Source organism: Pseudomonas oryziphila, assembly GCF_003940825.1.
Taxonomy (GTDB): Bacteria; Pseudomonadota; Gammaproteobacteria; order Pseudomonadales; family Pseudomonadaceae; genus Aquipseudomonas; species Aquipseudomonas sichuanensis.
On record NZ_CP034338.1, the window covers coordinates 4,682,351 to 4,704,456 of the forward strand.

The following is a 22,106-nucleotide window of genomic DNA, read 5'->3' on the forward strand; positions in this document are numbered from 1 at the left end:
GTCAGTGATCCTTCAACAGGGCAAGCACCGCGTCAGCCGCCTGATTGGAGGCATCACGGCGCAGGGTACGGTGGATCTGGTCGAAACTTTCGGTCTGCTGCGAGCCATCCTTGACCAGTGGTGCCAGGGTCTGGGCCAGGGCTTCGCTGGTGGCGGCATCCTGCAGCAGCTCGGGCACCAGCAGGCGCTGGGCCAGCAGGTTGGGCAGCGACACGTAGGGGCTCTTGACCATGCGTTTGAGGATCCAGTACGTCAGCGGCGCCAGGCGATAGGCCACCACCATCGGCCGCTTGTACAGCATCGCCTCCAGCGTGGCGGTACCGGAGGCGATCAGCACCGCATCGCACGCCGCCAGGGCTGTGTGCGACTGGCCGTCCAGCAGGGTCAACGGCAGCTCGCGCCCTGCGAGCATCTGCTCGAGCTGGGCACGCCGCGCGGCATTCGCGCAGGGCAGCACAAAGCGTACGCCCGGCACCAGCTCGACCAGACGCTGGGCAGCGTCCAGGAACAGTGCGCCCAGGCGCCCTACTTCGCCGCCTCGGCTACCTGGCATCAGTGCCACCACTGGCCCGGCGGCTAGCCCGAGTTCGCTGCGGGCTCCGCTGCGATCAGCCTCTAGCGGTATGGTGTCAGCCAACGGGTGACCGACGAAACGCACCGGCACGCCCTGCTCTTCATAGAAGCGCGCCTCGAACGGCAGCAGGGTCAGCATCAGGTCGCAGCCTTCGCGAATCTTCAACACGCGCTTCTGCCGCCACGCCCATACCGAGGGGCTGACGTAGTGCACGGTCTTGATCCCGGCCTGACGCAACTTGAGTTCGATGTTGAGGGTGAAGTCCGGCGCGTCGATGCCGATGAAAACGTCCGGCTTTTCGTCGATCAGCGTCTGGATCAGCAGCTTGCGCCGTTTGAGCAGCTCACGCAGGCGCCCCAGCACTTCCACCAGGCCCATCACCGCCAGGCGCTCCATGGGGAAGTAGGAGGTCATGCCTTCGGCTTCCATCAAGGGCCCGCCCACGCCGATGAAACGCACATCGGGATGGCGGGCCTTGATGGCGCGCATCAGGCCGGAGCCTAGGATATCGCCGCTGGCCTCACCCGCGACCAACGCAACACAGAGTTGGGCCATATCAGCGGGTGATGCCGCGGGCGGAATCGACGATCGATTTGCGGAACACTTCGACTTCAGGGAACTGGCTGGCCAATTCCTCGAGTTCCTTCAGTGCTTCCTCGACGGTCAGCCCCTGGCGATAGACCACCTTGTAGGCACGGCGCAGGGCATGCAGCACTTCGTCGCTGAAACCGCGACGGCGCAAGCCTTCGAAGTTCATGCTGCGTGCTTCGGCCGGGCTGCCGAATACCGTGACGAAAGCCGGGACATCCTTGCCGATCGCCGTCCCCATGCCGGAGAAGGCGTGGGCACCGATATGGCAATACTGGTGCACCAGCGTATAGCCGGACAGGATCGCCCAGTCACCCACATGCACATGGCCAGCCAGCGCTGTGTTGTTGACCAGGATGCAGTGGTTGCCGATCACGCTGTCGTGGCCGATGTGCGCGTAGGCCATGATCAGGTTGTGGTCGCCCAGGGTGGTCTCCGAACGGTCCTGCACGGTACCGCGATGGATGGTGACACCCTCGCGAATCACATTGTGATCGCCGATCACCAGGCGGGTGAGTTCACCCTTGTACTTCAGGTCCGGGGTGTCTTCACCGATGGAACTGAACTGGTAGATACGGTTGTGTTTGCCAATGCGGGTCGGGCCCTTGAGCACCACATGAGGGCCGATAACGGTACCCTCGCCGATTTCCACATCAGGGCCTACGATCGACCAAGGGCCGACCTCGACGCCTTCGGCCAGCTTGGCCGAAGGGTCGATGATCGCCCGAGGATCAATCGAATTCATAGGGACTGTTCCGCGCAAGTGATTTCTGCCGAGCAGACGGCCTTGCCATCAACCAGTGCACGGCATTCGAACTTCCAGATCATGCGCTTGCGGCTGATGAATTTGGCTTCCAGCACCAGCTGATCGCCCGGCAGCACAGGCTGGCGGAAACGCAGCTTGTCGGAACCGACGAAGTAGTACAGGGTGCCATCAGCCGGTTTGGCATCGAGCATCTTGAAACCGAGAATTCCGGCCGCCTGGGCCATCGCCTCGATGATCAGCACGCCCGGCATGATCGGGTGCGCCGGGAAATGGCCGTTGAAGAACGGCTCGTTGATGCTGACATTCTTGTAGGCACGAATGCTCTGGGCCTCGAAATCCAGATCCGTCACCCGGTCCACCAGCAGGAACGGGTAACGGTGAGGCAGGTATTCGCGAATCTCGTTGATGTCCATCATTTCGGGGGGAAGCCTGTAATAAGAATAGGGAGCGCAGGTGCTGACCACACGCTCCTTTTGCAGATCCAAAGAGGAGCCAGCTAGCGATTGTGCACGCTTGCTCAGAAGGCGGTATTAGCCTTCTGATGTCGGCTGGCCACCTGAGGTCACTGTATCGACACGTTTTTCCAGCTGCTGCAGGCGCTTGGCCGTCTCATCCAACTGGCGAATTCGCGCGGCACTCTTGCGCCATTCGGCCAGTGGTTGCATGGCCGTGCCAGAAGAATAGCCGCCTGGCTCGGTGATCGAACGGGTAACCATGGTCATGCCGGAAACGAATACGTTGTCGCACACCTCGATATGCCCGACCATGCCGACGCCGCCCGCAATCATGCAATGCTTGCCGATCTTGGTGCTGCCGGAAATACCGACGCAGGCCGCCATCGCCGTGTGGTCACCGACCTGCACGTTGTGGGCGATCTGGATCTGGTTGTCGAGCTTGACGCCATTGCCGATAAGGGTATCCGACAGCGCACCGCGGTCGACGGCGGTGTTCACGCCGATCTCCACGTCATCGCCCAGCGTCACGCCACCGATTTGGGCGATCTTCTGCCACACGCCCTTCTCGTTGGCGAAACCGAAGCCCTCACCACCGATCACGGCGCCAGACTGGATGACCACACGCTTGCCGATGGTCACGTCGTGATACAGCGTGACGCGCGGCGCAAGCCAGCCACCTTCACCGATGACACAACGGGCACCAATGAAGCAGTGCGCGCCGACCGTGACGTTCGCGCCAATACGCACGCCAGCTTCGATCACCGCGAAGGGACCGATGCTGGCGCTGGCATCCACCTGTGCGTCCTCGGCTACCACGGCGCTGGGATGAATTCCCGCCACAGCCTTGGGCTTAGGGTCGAACAGGTGCGAAATACGAGCATAGGCAAGGTACGGGTCAGGCACGATCAGTGCGTTGCCGGCAAAGGCTGCGGCATCCTCGGCCTTGAGCAGCACCGCACCTGCCTGGGCATTGTCCAGGTACTTGCGGTACTGCTTGTTGGCGAGGAAGCTCAGTTGCCCGGGCCCGGCCTCCTGCAAGGTGGCCAGCCCACTGATTTGCAGCGCCTCGGGGCCTTTGAGCTCAGCCCCGAGGGCCTCGGCCAGCTGGCCGAGCGTCATGGTCACGGTCATATCAACGGGCTTGGTTCATGCGCTCGATGACCTGGCGGGTGATGTCGTACTGCGGTTTGACATCGATGACCGCGCCACGCTCGAGCACCAGGTCAAAGCCACCCTTCTTGATCACTTCTTCGACAGCGCCGTCCAGCTTGGGCTTGAGCTGCTTGAGCATGTCGCGGTCGGCTACGGCCTTGGCTTCGTTCAGCTCCTTGGACTGGAACTGGAAGTCACGGGCCTTCTGCTTGAATTCGAGTTCCAGACGCTCACGCTCAGGCTGTGCCATTTTATCGCCGCCTTTGATCAGGCGGTCCTGGATGCCTTTGGCGCTGCTTTCCAGGCCCTTGAGCTTGGTCAGTTGCGGGCCGAATTTCTTCTCGGCGTCAACGGCGTACTTCTTGGCCGCATCGGACTCGAGCAGGGCCATCTGATAGTTCAGCACGGCAACCTTCATTTCGGCGAAAGCCGGGGTGGCGACCAGCGCCGCAGCCACGAGGGCCAGTTGGGTCAACTTACGCACGATGCACTCCTGGATAAACCGTTGTCGTTATGCAAGGGCTGACCTTAGAAGGTCTGGCCCAGAGAGAATTGGAACACCTGGGTGTCGGCGTCGTCCGGCTTCTTGATTGGCATCGCCAGGCTGAAGCTCAACGGGCCCAGCGCGGTGATCCAGGTCACACCCAGACCAACGGAGCTGGCCATGTCGGAGAAACCGACCTTGGCGCAATCCGGCTTGGAGCCGCAATTGGTGTCGAACACGTTACCCACATCCCAGAACACCGAGGTACGCAGGGAGCGCTGGTCCTTGACGAACGGCAGCGGGAACAGCAGCTCTACACCGCCCTGCACCAGCACGTTGCCACCGAACGGCAGCGGATCCTGGTCCGGGTCGGCGATGGTGCCTGGGTTCTTGCCGGTACTTGGGGTACTGCGCGGACCTAGGCTGCTGTCCTTGAAGCCACGTACCGAGTTGAAACCACCCGCGTAGTAGTTTTCATAGAACGGCAGGCCGGAGGTACCGCCGAAACCATCACCATAGCCCAGTTCAGTGTGCAGGCGCAGGGTGTAGTCATTGTTGATCGGCTTGAACAGCTGGCCGCGGTAGTCGAGCTTGTAGAACGACAGGTCGCTGCCTGGGACAGTAGTTTCGAGTGTCAGGCTCTGCGAGTGGCCACGGGTGGCCAGCACGCCCTTGTTGAGGGTCGATTCGGACCAGCCGACCGAGGCCTTGAAGTTCAGGAAGCTGTCGCCCTCCTCTTTGAGGAAGTCGAAGATCTCGTCGACGGTGTAACGGCCGGTTTTAAGCTTGTCCTGCTGCACGGTCAGGCCGTAGGTCAGACGCGAGGTTTCGCTGATCGGGTAACCCAGGCTGACACCGGCGCCGAGGCTGTCGACCGCATAGCTGGCCACGTCGACGTCGAGGTCGTCGTAGTTGGTGCTGCGGTAGAAGGCGTTGTAGCCCAGGCTCACGCCGTCGGCAGTGAAGTAGGGGTCAACGAAGCCGAAGTTGTAGCGAGTCTGGTATTCCGAACGGGTCAGGCCGATGGACACCTTGTTACCGGTACCCAGGAAGTTGGTCTGGCTGATCGAACCACCGAGGATCAAACCGGCACTCTGGGCGAAACCAACGCTGGCGGTGATCGAGCCGGAGGCCTGCTCTTCGACGCTGTAGTTGACGTCGACCTGGTCGTCGGTGCCTGGCACTGCCGGGGTCTCGACGTTGACCTCCTTGAAGAAGCCCAGGCGCTCGAGGCGGGTCTTGGACTGATCGATAAGGTAGGTCGAAGCCCAGCCACCTTCCATCTGGCGCATTTCACGACGCAGCACTTCGTCTTCGGTCTTGGTGTTGCCGCGGTAGTTGATGCGGTTGACGTAGGCGCGCTTGCCCGGATCGACGACGAACATGATGTCGACGGTGTGATCCTGGTCGTTCGGCTGTGGCACGCCGTTGACGTTGGCGAAGGTGTAGCCCTCGTTACCCAGGCGGCGGGTAATGAGGTCGGAAGTGGTGGTCATCACCTTGCGCGAGAACACCTGGCCGGGCTGTACCAGCAGCAGCGACTTGACCTGGTCTTCCGGTACCTTGAGGTCGCCGGAGAGCTTCACGTCACGGACGGTGTACTTCTCGCCTTCATTGATGTTGACGGTAATGTAGACGTGCTTCTTGTCCGGGGTGATGGACACCTGGGTGGACGCGATGTCCATGTTGATGTAGCCGCGGTCCAGGTAGTAGGAGCGCAGGCGCTCGAGGTCACCGGACAGCTTCTCGCGGGCGTACTTGTCGTCGTTCTTGAAGAACGACAGCCAGTTGGTGGTTTTCAGCTCGAACAGCTGGCCCAGGGTTTCGTCGTCGAACACCGTGTTGCCGACCACGTTGATGTGCTGGATCGCAGCGACGGTGCCTTCGTTGATCTTGATCTTCAGGCCGACCCGGTTGCGCGGCTGCGGCACGACTTCGGCGTCGACTTCGGCCGAATAGCGCCCCTGGGCCACATACTGGCGCTGCAGTTCGTTACGCACGCCTTCGAGCGTCGCGCGCTGGAAGATCTCGCCTTCGGCCAGGCCAGACTGCTTGAGGCCCTTCATCAGGTCTTCGGTGCTGATGGCCTTGTTGCCTTCGATCTCGATGCTGGCGACCGACGGGCGCTCGACCACGTTGATGATCAGGACATTGCCGTCGCGATTCAGCTGGATGTCCTGGAAGAAACCGGTCTTGAACAGCGAGCGGGTGGAGTCGACCAGACGGCGGTCATCGACCTGATCGCCGACGTTCAGCGGCAGGGCGCCGAACACGCTGCCGGCGGAAACCCGCTGCAGGCCGTTGACACGAATATCGGAGATGGTGAAGGACTCGGCGTGAACTTCAGCGATCATCAGTGCGGAGAGGACCGCAGTTAGCAGCAGACGTTTCATGAAGTCCTTTTATTCCAACTGGCAATAAACTACCCGCCGCGATGAGGCAGCAGGTTTCGCGATTGAGCGAAGCTTTTATAGTCGACCCAGATCGTTGATCAGGGCGAGCAACATCACCCCTATGACCAAACTGATACCGATCTGGACCCCCCAACCCTGCACCCGATCCGAGAGCGGACGACCGCGCGCCCATTCGATCAGGTAGAACAGCAAATGCCCCCCATCCAGTACTGGAATAGGCAGCAAATTCAGAACCCCCAGGCTTATGCTCAGGTAGGCCAGGAAATTCAGGAAATCCCCAACGCCCGACTGGGCTGAAGCGCCCGCCACTTTAGCAATGGTTATCGGTCCGCTCAAGTTTTTTACCGAGAGCTCCCCGAACAGCATTTTCTTCAACGATTCAAGGGTCAGGACACTCATGCTCCAGGTCCGCGAAAGGCCCTCGCCCACGGCCTCAAGCGGGCCGTAGCTGACTTCGCGGAGCATCTGCGGCGGCCATTGCGCGCCTTTCACACCGGCGCCCAGATAACCACCGGCTGCCTGGCCTTCACCCTTGCGCGCCAGCGTTACCGGCAGCTCCAGCTGCGCGCCGTCACGTTCGATGCGCAGATTGACCTTTTGTTCAGGGCGGGCGCGAACGGCATCGACCACCTGCTGCCAGTCAGCCAACGCCACACCATCGAGGGCCAACAGCTTGTCGCCGGTCTTGAGCCCCGCCGCTGCGGCAGGGCCCTTGGGATCGATCTCGGCCAGCACCGGCGTCACTGCCGGGCGCCACGGGCGCAGGCCCAGTGACTGGATCGGGTCGGGCTCGTCGACGCCCTTGAGCCAATGGCTCAGCTGGATATCGCGCTGCTGCGGGGCCGTTGCGCCCTCATCGAGCACGCCCACGCGCAGGGTGCCGCTCTCGCCGAGGCGACGCACCAGTTGCAGGTTGACCGCCGACCAGCCATTGGTCGGCTCACCGTCAACCGAGACAATTTCCTGGCCCGCGCTCAAGCCGGCGACAGCCGCCAGGCTGCCCGACTCGACTGCACCGATGACCGGGCGCACCTGCTGGGTGCCGAGCATGGCGATGACCCAGAAGAACAGGATGGCGAGCAGGAAGTTGGCGATGGGGCCGGCGGCAACGATGGCGATGCGCTGGCGTACCGACTTGCGGTTGAACGACTGCTCGATCAGCGCTGGCGGGACCTCACCCTCGCGCTCATCGAGCATTTTGACGTAGCCACCCAGGGGGATGGCTGCCACCACGAACTCGGTGCCCTGCCGATCATGCCAACGCAACAGCGGCGTGCCGAAGCCTACCGAGAAGCGCAGCACCTTGACGCCACAGCGCCGCGCCACCCAGAAGTGACCGAATTCGTGAAAAGTGACCAGCACACCCAATGCCACCAGAGTGCCAACAATCATGTACAGCGCAGTCATGTGCTATCTCCGCAAGACGTTCGGTGCTGCCGCTCAGCGGCCGTGGCGCCTCAGCCACTCACGGGACAGCTCCCGCGCACGCTGGTCGGCGGCGAACACCGCATCGAGCGTGGCAACTGGCACCACAGGCTCCTGTTCGAGCACCTGCTCGATCATACCCGCGATCTCCGGGAAGCGGATACGCCGCGCCAGGAACGCGTCCACCGCCACTTCGTTGGCGGCATTGAGTACCGCTGGCGCACTATTGCCCGCCTCGGCAGCCTGACGCGCCAGGCGCAGGCAAGGGAAGCGCTGTTCGTCGGGGGCCTGGAAATCCAGACGGGCGATGGCGAACAGGTCCAGTGGCGCAACCCCCGAGTCGATACGCTCCGGCCAGGCCAGGGCGTTGGCGATCGGGGTACGCATGTCCGGGTTGCCCAGCTGGGCGAGCACCGAGCCATCGATATAGTCGACCAGCGAGTGGATCACGCTTTGCGGGTGCACCACCACTTCCACGGTCGCAGGCGCCGTATCGAACAGCCAGCAGGCCTCGATCAGCTCCAGGCCCTTGTTCATCATGCTTGCCGAGTCGACCGATATCTTGCGCCCCATGGACCAGTTGGGATGGGCGCAGGCTTGTTCAGGCGTGACATCGACCAGCGCCGCCGCAGGCATTTCGCGGAACGGGCCGCCCGAGGCGGTGAGCAGGATGCGCCGCACCCCCACTGCACTCAGGCCGCGGGCGTAGTCGCCAGGCATGCACTGGAAAATCGCATTGTGCTCGCTGTCGATCGGCAACAGCACGGCGCCACTGCGACGCACGGCATCCATGAACAGCGCGCCGGACATCACCAGCGCTTCCTTGTTGGCCAGCAGTACCTTCTTGCCCGCCTCGACCGCCGCCAGGGTTGGGCGCAAGCCTGCGGCGCCAACGATGGCCGCCATCACCGCATCCACTTCCGGCGCGGATGCGACCTGGCACAAACCTGCCTCGCCCTCGAGCACCTCGGTGGCGCAGCCGGCAACAGCCAAGCCCTCACGCAGACGAGTGGCCGCTTCGGCGCTCGGCACCACGGCGAACGCCGGACGATGGCGCTCGCACAGCGCCAGCAACTCGTCGACCCGGGAGTAGCCGGTCAGCGCGAATACCTGGTAGCGCTCGGGATGTCGGGCAATGACATCCAGGGTACTCAGGCCGATGGAGCCGGTAGCGCCCAGTACCGTGATGCGCTGCACAGTACTCACAGCACACCCCACTCGGCGGCCCACAGCAGCACGGCGAACATCGGAATGGCCGCGGTCAGGCTGTCGATACGGTCGAGCACGCCACCGTGGCCGGGCAGCAGGTTGCTGCTGTCCTTGATCCCTTCGCGGCGCTTGAACATGCTCTCGGTCAGGTCACCGACCACCGAGGACATGACCACCACCACTGCGCCCAGCAAGCCCAGCAGCAACTGGCCAACACTCCAGTCGCGGTACAGGGCGACGCCCAGGCTGATCAGCAGGCTGACTGCCAGCCCACCGTAGACACCTTCCCAGCTCTTGCCCGGGCTGACCTGCGGCGCCAGCTTGCGCTTGCCGAAGGCACGCCCCGAGAAGTAGGCGCCGATGTCGGCGGCCCACACCAGCACCATGACCGCCAGGATCAGCCAATTGCCCTGCGGCCAGTGCTTGAGCAGCACCAACCCCTGCCAGGCCGGCAACAGGATCAGCAGGCCGATCAGCAAACGACAGGCGGCGCTGGTCCACAACTCGTTGCTGCGCGGGTAGGTCAGCACCAGCCAGGTGGCCAGCGCCCACCAGATCACCGAGGCACCCAGCACCCAGGGCGCAAGGTCGGGCATGAGATAGAGCAGCATCAGCGCGCCAGCAACCACCGCGGCATAGGCAATGCGCAGCGGCTGGGCCACCAGCCCGGCCAACCGCGCCCACTCCCAGGCACCCAGCGTGACCACGAAGCCGATGAACAAGGCGAAATCCCCACCGTTGAGCAGGAAGAAACCACCCAGCGCGACCGGCAACAGGATCAGCGCAGTAATGATGCGTTGTTTAAGCATTAAGCACGGGCTCCGGCTTCGACCTGCTCGCTGGTCTTACCGAAGCGGCGCTGGCGCGAAGCGAAATCGGCCAGTGCGTTACGCATGGCCTCGTGTTTGAAGTCCGGCCAGAACAGGTCGGAGAAGTACAGCTCGGCATAGGCCAGCTGCCACAGCAGGAAGTTGCTGATGCGACGCTCGCCGCCGGTGCGGATGCACAGGTCGGGCAGCGGCAGGTCACCAGTGGCCAGGCACGTCTGCAGCAGCTCGGGAGTGATGTCGTCCGGGCGCAGATGACCGGCCTGGACTTCCCGCGCCAGGCGTTGGGCCGCCTGGGCGATATCCCACTGACCACCGTAGTTGGCGGCAATCTGCAGGATGAACCGATTGCTGCCGACAGTGGCGGCCTCGGCCTCGCGCATCGCTGCTTGCAGCTCAGGGTGGAAGCGCGAACGGTCACCAATGATGCGCAGGCTGATGTTGTTGTCATTCAGCCGCTTGGCCTCGCGGCGCAACGCAGAGAAGAACAACTCCATCAACGCCCCGACCTCTTCGGCCGGGCGCTGCCAGTTCTCGCTGGAGAAGGCGAACAGAGTCAGTACTTCAACCCCGGACTCGGCGCAGACTTCGATGACCGCACGCACGGCATCGACACCCGCCTTGTGCCCGGCAACGCCGGGCAACAGGCGCTTCTTCGCCCAGCGATTGTTGCCATCCATGATGATCGCGACGTGACGCGGCACCGAAGACAGTGCCGCCAGCTTGGTCTTTTCCATTAAAAAACCTCGGCCTTAGACGGCCAACAGGTCCTTTTCCTTGGCTTTGTACGCGGCGTCGACTTCGGCGACGAACTTGTCGGTCAGCTTCTGGATTTCGTCAGCGGCGCGACGCTCTTCGTCTTCGCTGATTTCCTTGTCCTTGGTCAGCTTCTTCAAGTCGGCAAGGGCATCGCGACGCACGTTGCGCACGGCAACCTTGGCATCTTCGGCAACACCGCTGGCCTGTTTGGTGTAACCCTTGCGGGTTTCCTCGGTCAGGGCCGGCATCGGTACACGGATGGTGGTACCGGCGCTGGACGGGTTCAGGCCCAGGTCGGAGGTCAGGATGGCCTTCTCGATGGCTGCGCTGAGGTTCTTGTCGTGGGCGACGATCTTCAGGGTGCGGGCATCTTCGACGGTAATGGCGGCCACCTGGTTCAGCGGCATGTCGCTACCCCAGGCAGGAACCTTGACGCTGTCCAGGATGCTTGGGTGGGCACGGCCGGTGCGGATGGCAGCCAGGTGGCGACCCAGCGCCTCGATGGACTTGCCCATGCGGTCCTGGGCGTCTTTCTTGATGTCGTTGATCATTTCTGAACTTCCTCGATCAGGGTTCCTTCAGCGCCGCCGTGCACGATGTTCAGCAGGGCGCCAGGCTTATTCATGTTGAAGACGCGCAGCGGCATCTTGTGGTCGCGGCACAGACAGATTGCCGTCAGGTCCATTACCCCCAGCTTGCGATCCAGCACTTCATCGTAGGTCAGATGATCGAACTTCTCGGCATGCGGGTCTTTGAATGGATCTGCAGTGTATACACCATCGACCTTGGTTGCTTTCAATACTACGTCGGCATCGATTTCGATGGCGCGCAGGCAAGCGGCAGAGTCGGTGGTAAAGAACGGGTTGCCGGTACCGGCAGCGAAGATCACCACTTCTTTGGCGTTCAGGTGGCGCATGGCCTTGCGGCGATCATAGTGATCGGTCACACCGACCATGGAGATGGCAGACATGACGATGGCGGTGATGTTCGCACGCTCCAGCGCGTCGCGCATGGCCAGGGCGTTCATCACGGTTGCCAGCATGCCCATGTGGTCGCCGGTGACACGATCCATGCCGGCTGCGCTGAGCGCCGCACCACGGAACAGGTTGCCACCACCGATCACCAGACCGACCTGAACACCGATACCGACCAGCTGGCCGACTTCCAGCGCCATGCGATCCAGGACCTTGGGGTCGATCCCGAACTCTTCCGAGCCCATCAGGGCCTCGCCGCTCAGTTTGAGTAGAATGCGTTTATAGCGAGCCTGATAACCACTGCCCTGCTGAGCCATTGCGAATCTCTCCTGCGGCGTTTGTAAAATTCTGGCGGGCTGTTTCAGCCTGCGCGTAACTCCAGCGTGACGCAGCTTCTGCGTCAGCGAGCAGCGGTTGGGTAAACCGCTGCCGCTTTGACAAAGAGGCTGCGCGCGTGAGCGGGCAGCCTCTTTGGGGCGACAGACGAGTCTGTCTTACTGCTTGGCAGCAGCCAGCTGAGCGGCAACTTCTTCAGCGAAGTTGTCGACTGGCTTCTCGATGCCTTCGCCTACTTTGAAGTAGGTGAAGGAAACGATTTCAGCACCGGCTTTCTTGGCCAGCTCGCCGACTTTGACTTCCGGGTTCATGACGAAGGCCTGCTCTTTCAGCGACGCTTCGGCTTTGAACTTGGAAATACGGCCGTTGACCATGTTTTCAACGATGTTTTCCGGCTTGCCGGCGATCTTGTCGGCGTTCAGTTGCAGGAAGACGTTCTTCTCGCGCTCGACGGCCTCGGCGGAAATTTCCGACGCATCCAGGAACTCTGGGTTCGAAGCTGCAACGTGCATGGCGATGTTCTTGGCCAGCTCGACGTCGCCGCCTTTCAGGACAACGACAGCACCGATCTTGTTGCCGTGCAGGTAGGCACCGACAACGTCACCCTCAACGCGCACCAGGCGACGGATGTTGACGTTCTCGCCGCACTTGGCAACCAGGGCTTCACGAGCGGCTTCGCGGGAAGCGATCAGCGGAGCAGCTTCGGTCAGCTTCTGAGCGAAGGCTTCTTCAACGCTTTCAGCGACGAAGTTCTTGAAGTCGTCTTGCAGGGCCAGGAAGTCGGTCTGCGAGTTCACTTCCAGCAGAACGGCGGCTTTACCGTCGGTCTTGACCGCGATAGCGCCTTCAGCGGCAACGTTGCCGGCTTTCTTGGCGGCCTTGATGGCGCCCGAAGCACGCATGTCGTCGATGGCTTTTTCGATGTCGCCGCCGGCCTTTTCCAGGGCCTTCTTGCAATCCATCATGCCTTCGCCGGTACGCTCGCGCAGTTCTTTGACCAGCGCTGCAGTAATTGCTGCCATTTCAAAATCCTCTTGGAAAGTTTTTCAACCATTCCACCCGCTCTTCACGGGCGTTAAATTCTGCAAATCCGCTGCTTTTATGCATCAGCGCGCATGATGCGGGGCCGTTGCTGACAGCAGGATTTCAAGGTGGCAAAAAGGGGGCCTAGCCCCCTTTTTGCGTGCCAAGTAGACGCTAAGCGTCAATTACTCAGCAGCAGGTGCAGCCGCTTCTTCAACGTAGACTTCGGTGCCGCCAGCAACGTTGTTGCGGCCGCGGATGACGGCGTCAGCCATCGAAGTCATGTACAGCTCGATGGCGCGGATGGCGTCGTCGTTACCTGGAATGACGTAGTCAACGCCTTCTGGGCTGCTGTTGGTATCGACAACGCCGATAACCGGGATGCCCAGCTTGTTGGCTTCGGTGATCGCGATGCGCTCGTGATCAACGTCGATAACGAACAGTGCGTCAGGCAGACCGCCCATGTCCTTGATACCACCCAGGCTGCGGTCCAGTTTTTCCAGATCGCGCGAACGCATCAGGGCTTCTTTCTTGGTCAGCTTGGCGAAGGTGCCATCTTCGGCCTGGACTTCCAGGTCGCGCAGACGCTTGATCGAAGCACGAATGGTCTTGTAGTTGGTCAGCATGCCGCCCAACCAGCGGTGGTCAACGTATGGCGAACCGCAACGAGCAGCTTGCTCGGCGACGATCTTGCCGGCGGAACGCTTGGTGCCGACGAACATGATCTTGTTCTTGCCCTGGGCCAGGCGCTCGACGAACGACAGAGCGTCGTTGAACATCGGCAGGGTTTTTTCCAGGTTGATGATGTGGATCTTGTTACGCGCGCCGAAAATGTACTTGCCCATTTTCGGGTTCCAGTAACGGGTCTGGTGGCCGAAGTGCACACCGGCCTTCAGCATATCGCGCATGTTGACTTGGGACATGATAGTTCCTTGATAAGTCGGGTTGGGCCTCCACGCATCCCAATGACCAACCCGCGAATCCGTGGACTCGGGGCACCCAGGTCATCGTGTCGACACGTGTGTGGGTTTGAGCTTACGGAGGTCATCCCCCGAAAGCGGCGCATTTTATACCACAGAGTACGAACGAACGGAACCCGTTAACGCAGCTTCAAGTCTCAAGCCGCAAGCTGCAAGAAAAAGCAGCCGGCACACGCCCCGCTTTTTCTTGCAGCTCGCAGCTTGCGGCTTGAAACTTGAGACCTGAGGCTTGCTGCCAGTTCTACATCGCCCTCTGGTAGAATGAGGCCTTTCCCGTTTGTTTGCGCCGTACCCGGTGCCGTAGAGAGCCTGTTCATGACCGTTACCATCAAGACTGCAGAAGACATCGAGAAGATGCGCATTGCCGGCCGCCTGGCCGCCGAAGTGCTGGAAATGATCGAAGCACACGTCAAGCCCGGTGTCACCACCGAAGAGCTCGACCGCCTGTGCCATGACTACATCGTCAACGTCCAGCAGGCGATCCCGGCGCCGCTCAACTACAAAGGTTTCCCCAAGTCGATCTGCACCTCGATCAACCATGTGGTGTGCCACGGCATCCCCAACGAGAAGCCGCTCAAGGACGGTGACACCATCAACATCGATGTCACCGTGATCAAGGACGGCTACCACGGCGACACCAGCCGCATGTTCCACGTCGGCACCGTCGCCCCCTGGGCCGAGCGCCTGTCGCAGGTCACCCAGGAGTGCCTGTACAAAGCCATCGAGCTGGTCAAGCCGGGCTGCCGCCTGGGCGATATCGGCGAAGCGATCCAGAAACACGCCGAGAAGAACGGTTTCTCGGTGGTCCGCGAGTTCTGCGGCCACGGCATCGGCAAGGTGTTCCACGAAGAGCCGCAGATCCTGCACTACGGGCGTGCTGGCACCGGCATGGAACTCAAGGAAGGCATGACCTTCACCATCGAGCCGATGATCAACCAGGGCAAGGCAGACACCAAGGTACTGGGCGACGGCTGGACCGCCATCACCAAGGACCGCAAGCTCTCCGCCCAGTGGGAACACACCCTGGTGGTGACCGCCACCGGCTACGAGGTGTTCACCCTGCGCAAGGACGACACCCTGCCGCGCACCTCGGCCTGATATTCATACACAGGAACGCGACTCGATGCCCCAGGTGGATCCCGAGCTGTTCGACCGTGGCCAGTTCCAGGCGGAACTGGCCCTCAAGGCAAGCCCCATCGCCGCTTTCAAGAAAGCCATTCGCATGGCCGGCGAGGTGCTCGACAAGCGTTTCCGTGAAGGCCGCGAGATTCGCCGGCTGATCGAGGACCGCGCCTGGTTCGTCGACAATATCCTGCAGCAGGCCTGGCACCAGTTCACCTGGGGGCAAGCGGACGGCATCGCCCTGGTGGCGGTTGGCGGCTATGGGCGTGGCGAGCTGCACCCCTGGTCGGACATCGACCTGCTGATCCTGCTCGACGCCGCCGAGCACGAGCAGTACCGCGACGCCATCGAACGCTTCCTCACCCTGCTGTGGGACATCGGCCTGGAAGTCGGCCAGAGCGTGCGCACCGTGGACGAGTGCGCCGAGCAGGCCCGGGCCGACCTCACGGTCATCACCAACCTGATGGAAAGCCGCACCATTGCCGGGCCCGAGTCGCTGCGCCAGCGCATGCTGGAAGTCACCAGCACCGCGCACATGTGGCCGAGCAAGGAGTTCTTCCTGGCCAAGCGCGCCGAACTCAAGGCGCGCCACCACAAATACAACGACACCGAGTACAACCTCGAGCCCAATGTCAAAGGTGGGCCAGGCGGGCTGCGCGACATCCAGACCGTACTGTGGGTGGCTCGCCGCCAGTACGGCACCCTGAACCTGCACGCGCTGGCCGGCGAAGGCTTCCTGCTGGAGAGCGAGAACGAATTGCTGGCCTCGTCGCAGGCCTTCCTCTGGCGCGTGCGCTACGCCCTGCACATGCTCGCCGGGCGCGCCGAAGATCGCCTTTTGTTCGACCACCAGCGCAGCATCGCCACGTTGTTGGGCTACAGCGACGAAAACCCCAAGCGCGCCATCGAGCAGTTCATGCAGCAGTACTACCGGGTGGTGATGAGCATCAGCCAGTTGTGCGACCTGATCATCCAGCACTTCGAGGAAGTGATCCTCGCCGATGACGACAGTGGCAGCACCACACCGCTCAATGCCCGCTTCCGCCTGCACGACGGCTATATAGAAGCCGTAAGCCCCAACGTGTTCCGCCGTACACCCTTCGCCATGCTCGAGATCTTCGTGCTGATGGCCCAGCACCCCGAAATCAAGGGGGTACGCGCCGATACCGTGCGACTGCTGCGCGAACACCGTCACCTGATCGACGACAAGTTCCGCCACGACATTCGCAATACCAGCCTGTTCATCGAGCTGTTCAAGTGCGAGATCGGCATCCACCGCAACCTGCGCCGGATGAACCGTTACGGCATTCTTGGCCGCTACCTACCGGAATTCGGCCTGATCGTCGGGCAGATGCAGCACGACCTGTTCCACATCTATACGGTCGACGCGCACACCCTCAACCTGATCAAGCACCTGCGCAAACTGCAGTACACCCCGGTGTCGGAAAAATTCCCGCTGGCCAGCAAGCTCATGGGCCGCCTGCCCAAGCCCGAGCTGATCTACCTGGCCGGGCTTTACCATGACATCGGCAAAGGCCGCCAGGGCGACCACTCCGAGCTGGGCGCCGTAGACGCGCAAGCGTTCTGCGAACGCCACCAGCTACCCGCCTGGGACAGCCGCCTGATCGTCTGGCTGGTGCTGAACCACCTGGTGATGTCCACCACCGCCCAGCGCAAAGACCTCTCCGACCCACAGGTGATCAACGATTTCGCCCTGCATGTCGGCGACGAGACACGCCTGGACTACCTCTACGTGCTGACCGTGGCCGACATCAATGCCACCAACCCCAGCCTGTGGAACTCCTGGCGCGCCAGCCTGCTGCGCCAGCTCTACACCGAGACCAAGCGCGCGCTGCGCCGCGGCCTGGAAAACCCGCTGGACCGCGAAGAGCAGATTCGTCAGACACAAACCGCAGCACTGGACATCCTGGTGCGCGAAGGCACCGATCCGGACGACGTGGAGCAGCTCTGGTCGCAGCTGGGTGACGATTATTTCCTCAAGCACAACGCCGCCGACGTGGCCTGGCATTCCGACGCGATCCTCCAGCAGCCAGCCGATGGCGGCCCACTGGTGCTGATCAAGGAGACCACCCAGCGAGAGTTCGAGGGCGGCACGCAGATCTTCATCTACGCCCCCGACCAGCACGACTTCTTCGCCGTGACCGTAGCCGCGATGTCGCAGCTCAACCTGAACATCCACGACGCGCGCATCATCACCTCGAGCAGCCAGTTCACCCTCGACACCTACATCGTGCTCGACAACGACGGCGGCTCGATCGGCGACAACCCGCAGCGGGTCAAACAGATCCGCGACGGCCTGACCGAAGCCCTGCGCAACCCTGAAGACTACCCGACCATCATCCAGCGCCGGGTGCCGCGCCAGCTCAAGCATTTCGACTTTCCACCCCAGGTGACCATCCTCAACGACGCCCAGCGCCCGGTGACCATCCTCGAGATCACCGCCCCTGACCGCCCCGGCCTGCTGGCAAGGATCGGGCGGATCTTCCTGGAGTTCGACCTGTCGCTGCAGAACGCCAAGATCGCCACCCTGGGCGAACGCGTGGAAGACGTGTTCTTCATCACCGATGCCGACAACCAGCCGCTGTCCGACCCGCAGCTGTGCAGCCGCCTGCAGGAAGCCATCGTCCAGCAGCTGCAGGCCGGCCAGGCCAGCGACGCCAGCCCTACCCGCATGACCTTTTGACGATTACGAGACCTTGCGCCGATGAACCATGCCTTGACCCAGCTTCAGCCCTACCCGTTCGAGAAACTGCGCGCCCTGCTGGGCACCGTACAACCGGCAGCGGACAAACGTGCCATCGCCCTGTCGATCGGTGAGCCGAAGCATGCATCGCCGGCATTCGTCGCCCAAGCCATGGCCGACAACCTCGACAAGCTGGCGGTGTACCCAAGCACCATCGGCCTGCCCGCCCTGCGCCAGGCCATTGGCCAGTGGTGTGAGCGGCGTTTCGGCGTACCGGCCGGCTGGCTCGATGCCGACCGCCATATCCTGCCGGTCAACGGCACTCGCGAGGCACTGTTCGCCTTCACCCAGGCCGTGGTCAACCGTGCCGATGACGGCCTGGTGGTCAGCCCCAACCCGTTCTACCAGATCTACGAAGGCGCGGCGCTGCTGGCCGGCGCCACCCCACATTACCTGCCGTGCCTGGAAGACAATGGCTTCAACCCCGACTTCGACGCCGTGCCGGCCGATGTGTGGAAGCGCTGCCAGATCCTGTTCCTGTGCTCGCCGGGCAACCCCACCGGCGCGCTGGTGCCGATGGACACCCTGAAGAAGCTGATCGCCCTGGCCGACGAGCACGATTTCGTGATCGCTGCCGACGAGTGCTACAGCGAGCTGTACTTCGACGAAGACGCACCGCCACCCGGCCTGCTGAGCGCATGCGCCGAGCTTGGCCGTAGTGACTTCAAGCGCTGCGTGGTGTTCCACAGCCTGTCCAAGCGCTCCAACCTGCCAGGCCTGCGCTCGGGCTTCGTCGCCGGCGATGCCAGCATCATCAAGCCGTTCTTGCTGTACCGCACCTACCACGGCTGCGCCATGCCGGTGCAGACCCAACTGGCCAGCGTCGCCGCCTGGCAGGACGAGGCCCATGTGCGCGAGAACCGCGACCAGTACCGCGCCAAGTACGATGCCGTGCTCGACATCCTGCAGCCGGTGATGGACGTTCAGCGCCCCGACGGCAGCTTCTACCTGTGGGCCAAGGTACCGGGTAACGACGATGCCGCCTTCACCCGCGACCTGTTCGAAGCCGAGCACGTGACCGTGGTACCGGGTTCGTACCTGTCCCGTGAAGTGGATGGCGTCAACCCGGGTGCCGGGCGCGTACGCATGGCGCTGGTCGCGCCGCTGGCCGAATGCATCGAGGCGGCCGAGCGGATCCGCGCGTTCCTGAGCAAGCGCTGAACACCGGGATGGCCTGCCCTCCACCCAAGACATAACTAATGCATGGCCTGCACGGCCTTGACCAATGCTCTGGCCTCCTTCAACCAGGAGTCCAGAGCATGATCGAACTCATCAACTGCAGTGCCCACGGCCCTGCCCATCACCACCGCCAGAAACGCTCCCTGGGCGACTGGCAGGTGAACATCAATTCACAGGTCAGCGAGAAGGACAAAGCCTTCATGCGCATGGCCTACCCGCACTGATACGGCTTTGGGCATTGCGCCATCGTGGCACCTGCGCCGCTCGACGAGGTGCCACGCCCCGGGCTGCCCGGCTGGCTTGTCCAACCTGAAATACCCACCGTTGGGCAAGGCGCGTCCGGTCAGATATCCCCCAGCGATATGTACCGCTCTTGCCCGACCGCCAAACCGGATAGTGCGCCTCCATTCAATCGAAAAGGCGCTTACCGATGACCGATGTACTTCTGGCCAACACGCTCTACCGCCTGCGCGAGAAACTGCACGCAGGGCCTGCAACCTCCGGCATCCGCAAAAAACGCTCCCTGGGCGCCCACTCGACCTTCTGGCAACCCGGGCAAACGCTCAGGATATCCTTCACGGGCACCCCTGATCCGTGGCTGAAACGGGCGGTTTTCCAGACGGCCAGCCAATGGCTCGAACATGCATACCTGCAGTTCGAACTCGTCGACGACAACGATGATCGCGCCGAAATCCGCATCCGCACCGACGTGGCCGAAAACGTCAACTACAGCTTGCTGGGACGCGACTCCCAATGGGTTACGGGCGCCAGCATGGCGTTAGGGGTAAGCCTGTCCGACCCCCAGTTCGACCAGATCGTGCTGCATGAATTTGGTCATGCACTGGGCATGGAGCACGAGCATCAACATCCTCATGCCCATATTCCATGGAACCTCGACGCCTTGAGCCAAGGGTTGGCACAAGCCCTGAGCCAGGAGCAGAAAGATCCGCAAGAGTTGCTGACCGCCATCGAGACAGAGCTCACCACTCAGTTCCTGCCCCTTGCCGAAGACGACGTACAACCGCTGCTGCCCTACGACGTAGAGTCGATCATGCACTACCCCATCCGGCAGGCGCATACCTGGGGCAATTGGGTAGTTGGGCAGAACACCAAGCTCAGCCAGAAAGACAAACGCTTCATGCGCCTGCTCTACCCAGCGCCAGGTCAGAACGGCTGCCGCCGCACATGAGCGTATTGCATCTGACTGACGCCCAGGTTGCCCGCCTGCCAGGCAGGCTACCCGAGGCACCTGGCGCACCCGGCATTGGCCTGGTTCGCCTGCGCTTCGATCCGCGCCAGAAGCGTCACGCAAAGCGTTGCGTTACCTGACCTGGCCAAGATTGGCCTCGCTCAGATCAAGCTCGCCGAGCACCTGGCGCACCACTTCATCCCCCACCAGGTGCTGGCGATGCAGGTTGTACAACTCCAGCCGCTGCGCCCGCAGCGCACGCAACCGTAAACGACGCTCCAGCAGATCCATCTGCTCGGCCAGGGCACGGGCCTCGGCGCTGTCGTTGTAACTGTCGAGTTCATCCCGATATTCGGCCATAAGCCGTGCCTTGAGTTCGGTAGCCAGGGTCGCCTGCGTCGCATCCTGTGGGGCGCTGGCGTCGATCACTTCTTCGGCCTCCAGGGCATGGATCGCCGCCTCGGCGGTGCGTCTCCAGGCTTCCTGCACCTCTTGATGCAGCCGCTCATCCGGGCTCCGAGTAACGCCGCGCAGCAGGATGGGCAAGGCAATCACGGCACTGACCAGCGACAACAGGATCACCCCGGCGGCAATGAAGATCAGCAGGTCACGCTCAGGGAAGGCCTGGCCGGCGCCGATCAGCAACGGAATCGACATCACGCCGGCCAGGGTCACCGCCCCGCGTACCCCACCCAAGGTCAACAGCCAGCACGACCGCGCGGTCGGCATCAGCACCAGCGCCGGCCTGCCGCGCCAGCGCCGCACCACGCCGATGGCACGCCAGATGCTCTGCACCCAGACGAAGCGCAGCAACACAAGCGCGGCGAAAATCGCCAGCACGTCCAGACAGCGCCAGGCCAACGCCGGCCAGACGGTCGGCTCGTGGCTGACCACCGCCTTGATGATGTCCGGCAATTGCAGGCCCAGCAGCAGGAAGATCAGGCCATTGAAGGCGAATTCGAGCAACGACCAGACACTGCGATTGAGCAGGCGCGTGCTGGTCTGGCGTGGCAGCAGGTCGAGCCAGCTCTGCATCATGCCGGCGGCCACCGCCGAAAGAATGCCCGACACCCCAAGGCGCTCGGCCAGCACATAGGCGGCGAACGGCAACAGCAACATGAACACCACGTGGGTGGCCGGGTCGTCCCAGCCGCGGGTGATCATCCACATGCGCAGACGCCCCACCAGCCAGCTCAGAACCACCCCCACCGCCAGGCCGCCAAGGGCGACAAGGACGAAGGTAAGGCTGGCTTCGGTCAGGGAGAACACCCCGGTGATGGCCGCGACCAGGGCAAACTTGAAAGTCACCAGACCCGAGGCGTCGTTCATCAGCGCCTCGCCCTGGAGCATGTGCATCAGCGGCGTGGGCAAACGGTCCTGGGCGATGGCCGAGACCGCCACGGCATCGGTGGGCGACAACACCGCCGCCAGGGCGAAGGCAACGGCCAACGGGATACTCGGCAGCAACCAGTGGATGAAGTAACCGGCGCCGACCACGGTGAACAACACCAGCCCCACCGCCAGCGCCACCACCGGCCCGCGGATGCGCCACAGTTCGCGCTTGGGCATGCGCCAGCCATCGGCGAACAGCAGCGGCGGCAAGAACAGGAACAGGAACAGTTCCGGGTCCAGCGCCACGTGCAGGCCCAGGGTGGGCCAGGCCAGCAAGGCACCTGCGCCGATCTGCACCAACGGCAACGGCAGCGGCACCACGCGCCCCACCAGTTTCGACAGGCTCACCAGCATCAGCAGGATTAGGACGGTATAGGCTGACTGCATCGGCAAGCTTCCTGTTAATCGAAAAACGACAGCGGGGCGAAACATCGCCATTGAAACAATATGTTAGCGGCGACCGGCTATGCTGGACCGCTCCACAATAGTCGCAG

General features: G+C 62.5%; 20 protein-coding genes. 5 read left to right on the forward strand and 15 right to left on the reverse strand.

Annotated elements, in window-relative coordinates; all coding sequences use genetic code 11:
* Position 1 precedes the first annotated feature (1 nt).
* From lpxB to rpsB, 14 genes are all read right to left on the reverse strand, one after another.
* Positions 2 to 1,129 (reverse strand): lipid-A-disaccharide synthase, encoded by a 1,128-nt coding sequence (lpxB, locus tag EJA05_RS21980; protein ID WP_125859896.1) that lies wholly within the window; start codon positions 1,127 to 1,129, stop codon positions 2 to 4.
* A 1-nt stretch (position 1,130) separates the two neighbouring features.
* Entirely contained in the window at positions 1,131 to 1,907 is a 777-nt protein-coding gene (gene lpxA / locus EJA05_RS21985; RefSeq protein ID WP_125465207.1) for an acyl-ACP--UDP-N-acetylglucosamine O-acyltransferase, read from the reverse strand.
* On the reverse strand, positions 1,904 to 2,344 hold the full coding sequence (fabZ, locus tag EJA05_RS21990) for a 3-hydroxyacyl-ACP dehydratase FabZ (protein WP_125465208.1): 441 nt from the start codon (positions 2,342 to 2,344) through the stop codon (positions 1,904 to 1,906). The genes lpxA and fabZ overlap by 4 nt, the downstream gene beginning before the upstream one ends.
* Positions 2,345 to 2,458: 114 nt before the next feature.
* Positions 2,459 to 3,514, reverse strand: coding sequence for a UDP-3-O-(3-hydroxymyristoyl)glucosamine N-acyltransferase (gene lpxD, locus EJA05_RS21995; RefSeq protein ID WP_125465209.1), 1,056 nt, complete (start codon positions 3,512 to 3,514; stop codon positions 2,459 to 2,461).
* 1 nt (position 3,515) lies between these two features.
* A complete protein-coding gene (locus EJA05_RS22000) occupies positions 3,516 to 4,019 on the reverse strand; it encodes an OmpH family outer membrane protein (protein ID WP_110992415.1) in 504 nt (167 codons plus the stop codon).
* 44 nt (positions 4,020 to 4,063) lie between these two features.
* Positions 4,064 to 6,412, reverse strand: coding sequence for an outer membrane protein assembly factor BamA (bamA, locus tag EJA05_RS22005; RefSeq protein ID WP_125859898.1), 2,349 nt, complete (start codon positions 6,410 to 6,412; stop codon positions 4,064 to 4,066).
* 75 nt (positions 6,413 to 6,487) lie between these two features.
* Positions 6,488 to 7,840 (reverse strand): sigma E protease regulator RseP, encoded by a 1,353-nt coding sequence (rseP, locus tag EJA05_RS22010; protein ID WP_125465211.1) that lies wholly within the window; start codon positions 7,838 to 7,840, stop codon positions 6,488 to 6,490.
* A 33-nt stretch (positions 7,841 to 7,873) separates the two neighbouring features.
* Complete coding sequence (gene ispC, locus EJA05_RS22015) at positions 7,874 to 9,064, reverse strand: 1-deoxy-D-xylulose-5-phosphate reductoisomerase (protein WP_125859900.1); 1,191 nt, start codon at positions 9,062 to 9,064, stop codon at positions 7,874 to 7,876.
* A complete protein-coding gene (locus EJA05_RS22020) occupies positions 9,061 to 9,876 on the reverse strand; it encodes a phosphatidate cytidylyltransferase (protein ID WP_125465213.1) in 816 nt (271 codons plus the stop codon). Before EJA05_RS22020 ends, ispC begins: the two co-directional genes overlap by 4 nt.
* On the reverse strand, positions 9,876 to 10,631 hold the full coding sequence (uppS, locus tag EJA05_RS22025; protein WP_125859902.1) for a polyprenyl diphosphate synthase: 756 nt from the start codon (positions 10,629 to 10,631) through the stop codon (positions 9,876 to 9,878). Before uppS ends, EJA05_RS22020 begins: the two co-directional genes overlap by 1 nt.
* Before the next feature lie 15 nt (positions 10,632 to 10,646).
* Entirely contained in the window at positions 10,647 to 11,204 is a 558-nt protein-coding gene (gene frr, locus EJA05_RS22030; protein WP_110992421.1) for a ribosome recycling factor, read from the reverse strand.
* Complete coding sequence (gene pyrH, locus EJA05_RS22035; protein WP_016392310.1) at positions 11,201 to 11,944, reverse strand: UMP kinase; 744 nt, start codon at positions 11,942 to 11,944, stop codon at positions 11,201 to 11,203. The genes frr and pyrH overlap by 4 nt, the downstream gene beginning before the upstream one ends.
* A 177-nt stretch (positions 11,945 to 12,121) precedes the next feature.
* A complete protein-coding gene (gene tsf / locus EJA05_RS22040) occupies positions 12,122 to 12,985 on the reverse strand; it encodes a translation elongation factor Ts (protein WP_125465216.1) in 864 nt (287 codons plus the stop codon).
* A 186-nt stretch (positions 12,986 to 13,171) separates the two neighbouring features.
* Positions 13,172 to 13,909 (reverse strand): 30S ribosomal protein S2, encoded by a 738-nt coding sequence (gene rpsB / locus EJA05_RS22045; RefSeq protein ID WP_110992423.1) that lies wholly within the window; start codon positions 13,907 to 13,909, stop codon positions 13,172 to 13,174.
* 372 nt (positions 13,910 to 14,281) lie between these two features.
* On the opposite strand from rpsB, the gene map reads away from it, so the two are divergent.
* The 5 genes from map to EJA05_RS22065 all read left to right on the forward strand — a co-directional run bounded on the left by map (position 14,282) and on the right by EJA05_RS22065 (position 20,220).
* Positions 14,282 to 15,064, forward strand: coding sequence for a type I methionyl aminopeptidase (gene map / locus EJA05_RS22050; RefSeq protein WP_125859904.1), 783 nt, complete (start codon positions 14,282 to 14,284; stop codon positions 15,062 to 15,064).
* Between the two features lie 25 nt (positions 15,065 to 15,089).
* On the forward strand, positions 15,090 to 17,792 hold the full coding sequence (locus EJA05_RS22055; RefSeq protein WP_125859906.1) for a [protein-PII] uridylyltransferase: 2,703 nt from the start codon (positions 15,090 to 15,092) through the stop codon (positions 17,790 to 17,792).
* A 21-nt stretch (positions 17,793 to 17,813) separates the two neighbouring features.
* The gene (gene dapC / locus EJA05_RS22060; RefSeq protein ID WP_125859908.1) at positions 17,814 to 19,013 is read left to right on the forward strand and encodes a succinyldiaminopimelate transaminase; all 1,200 of its coding nucleotides are present in this window, start codon (positions 17,814 to 17,816) and stop codon (positions 19,011 to 19,013) included.
* A 98-nt stretch (positions 19,014 to 19,111) separates the two neighbouring features.
* Entirely contained in the window at positions 19,112 to 19,255 is a 144-nt protein-coding gene (locus EJA05_RS28300) for a hypothetical protein (RefSeq protein ID WP_189654489.1), read from the forward strand.
* Between the two features lie 206 nt (positions 19,256 to 19,461).
* The gene (locus EJA05_RS22065; protein WP_125859910.1) at positions 19,462 to 20,220 is read left to right on the forward strand and encodes a zinc metalloprotease; all 759 of its coding nucleotides are present in this window, start codon (positions 19,462 to 19,464) and stop codon (positions 20,218 to 20,220) included.
* Positions 20,221 to 20,352: 132 nt separating this feature from the next.
* Here EJA05_RS22065 and EJA05_RS22070 read toward each other — a convergent pair whose 3' ends face one another.
* Positions 20,353 to 21,999, reverse strand: a complete 1,647-nt coding sequence (locus EJA05_RS22070) for a Na+/H+ antiporter (RefSeq protein ID WP_125859912.1) — start codon at positions 21,997 to 21,999, stop codon at positions 20,353 to 20,355.
* Positions 22,000 to 22,106 lie beyond the last annotated feature (107 nt).

What these genes read in the sequence shown, in the direction of transcription:
- lpxD (WP_125465209.1), bottom strand. Translation starts at nt 3,514, where the DNA reads ATGACCGTGACCATGACGCTCGGCCAGCTGGCCGAGGCCCTCGGGGCT.
- rseP (WP_125465211.1), bottom strand. Translation starts at nt 7,840, where the DNA reads ATGACTGCGCTGTACATGATTGTTGGCACTCTGGTGGCATTGGGTGTG.
- lpxB (WP_125859896.1), bottom strand. Translation starts at nt 1,129, where the DNA reads ATGGCCCAACTCTGTGTTGCGTTGGTCGCGGGTGAGGCCAGCGGCGAT.
- bamA (WP_125859898.1), bottom strand. Translation starts at nt 6,412, where the DNA reads ATGAAACGTCTGCTGCTAACTGCGGTCCTCTCCGCACTGATGATCGCT.
- dapC (WP_125859908.1), top strand. Translation starts at nt 17,814, where the DNA reads ATGAACCATGCCTTGACCCAGCTTCAGCCCTACCCGTTCGAGAAACTG.
- uppS (WP_125859902.1), bottom strand. Translation starts at nt 10,631, where the DNA reads ATGGAAAAGACCAAGCTGGCGGCACTGTCTTCGGTGCCGCGTCACGTC.
- map (WP_125859904.1), top strand. Translation starts at nt 14,282, where the DNA reads ATGACCGTTACCATCAAGACTGCAGAAGACATCGAGAAGATGCGCATT.
- tsf (WP_125465216.1), bottom strand. Translation starts at nt 12,985, where the DNA reads ATGGCAGCAATTACTGCAGCGCTGGTCAAAGAACTGCGCGAGCGTACC.
- fabZ (WP_125465208.1), bottom strand. Translation starts at nt 2,344, where the DNA reads ATGATGGACATCAACGAGATTCGCGAATACCTGCCTCACCGTTACCCG.
- frr (WP_110992421.1), bottom strand. Translation starts at nt 11,204, where the DNA reads ATGATCAACGACATCAAGAAAGACGCCCAGGACCGCATGGGCAAGTCC.
- pyrH (WP_016392310.1), bottom strand. Translation starts at nt 11,944, where the DNA reads ATGGCTCAGCAGGGCAGTGGTTATCAGGCTCGCTATAAACGCATTCTA.
- lpxA (WP_125465207.1), bottom strand. Translation starts at nt 1,907, where the DNA reads ATGAATTCGATTGATCCTCGGGCGATCATCGACCCTTCGGCCAAGCTG.
- EJA05_RS22055 (WP_125859906.1), top strand. Translation starts at nt 15,090, where the DNA reads ATGCCCCAGGTGGATCCCGAGCTGTTCGACCGTGGCCAGTTCCAGGCG.
- EJA05_RS22065 (WP_125859910.1), top strand. Translation starts at nt 19,462, where the DNA reads ATGACCGATGTACTTCTGGCCAACACGCTCTACCGCCTGCGCGAGAAA.
- EJA05_RS22020 (WP_125465213.1), bottom strand. Translation starts at nt 9,876, where the DNA reads ATGCTTAAACAACGCATCATTACTGCGCTGATCCTGTTGCCGGTCGCG.
- EJA05_RS22070 (WP_125859912.1), bottom strand. Translation starts at nt 21,999, where the DNA reads ATGCAGTCAGCCTATACCGTCCTAATCCTGCTGATGCTGGTGAGCCTG.
- rpsB (WP_110992423.1), bottom strand. Translation starts at nt 13,909, where the DNA reads ATGTCCCAAGTCAACATGCGCGATATGCTGAAGGCCGGTGTGCACTTC.
- EJA05_RS28300 (WP_189654489.1), top strand. Translation starts at nt 19,112, where the DNA reads ATGATCGAACTCATCAACTGCAGTGCCCACGGCCCTGCCCATCACCAC.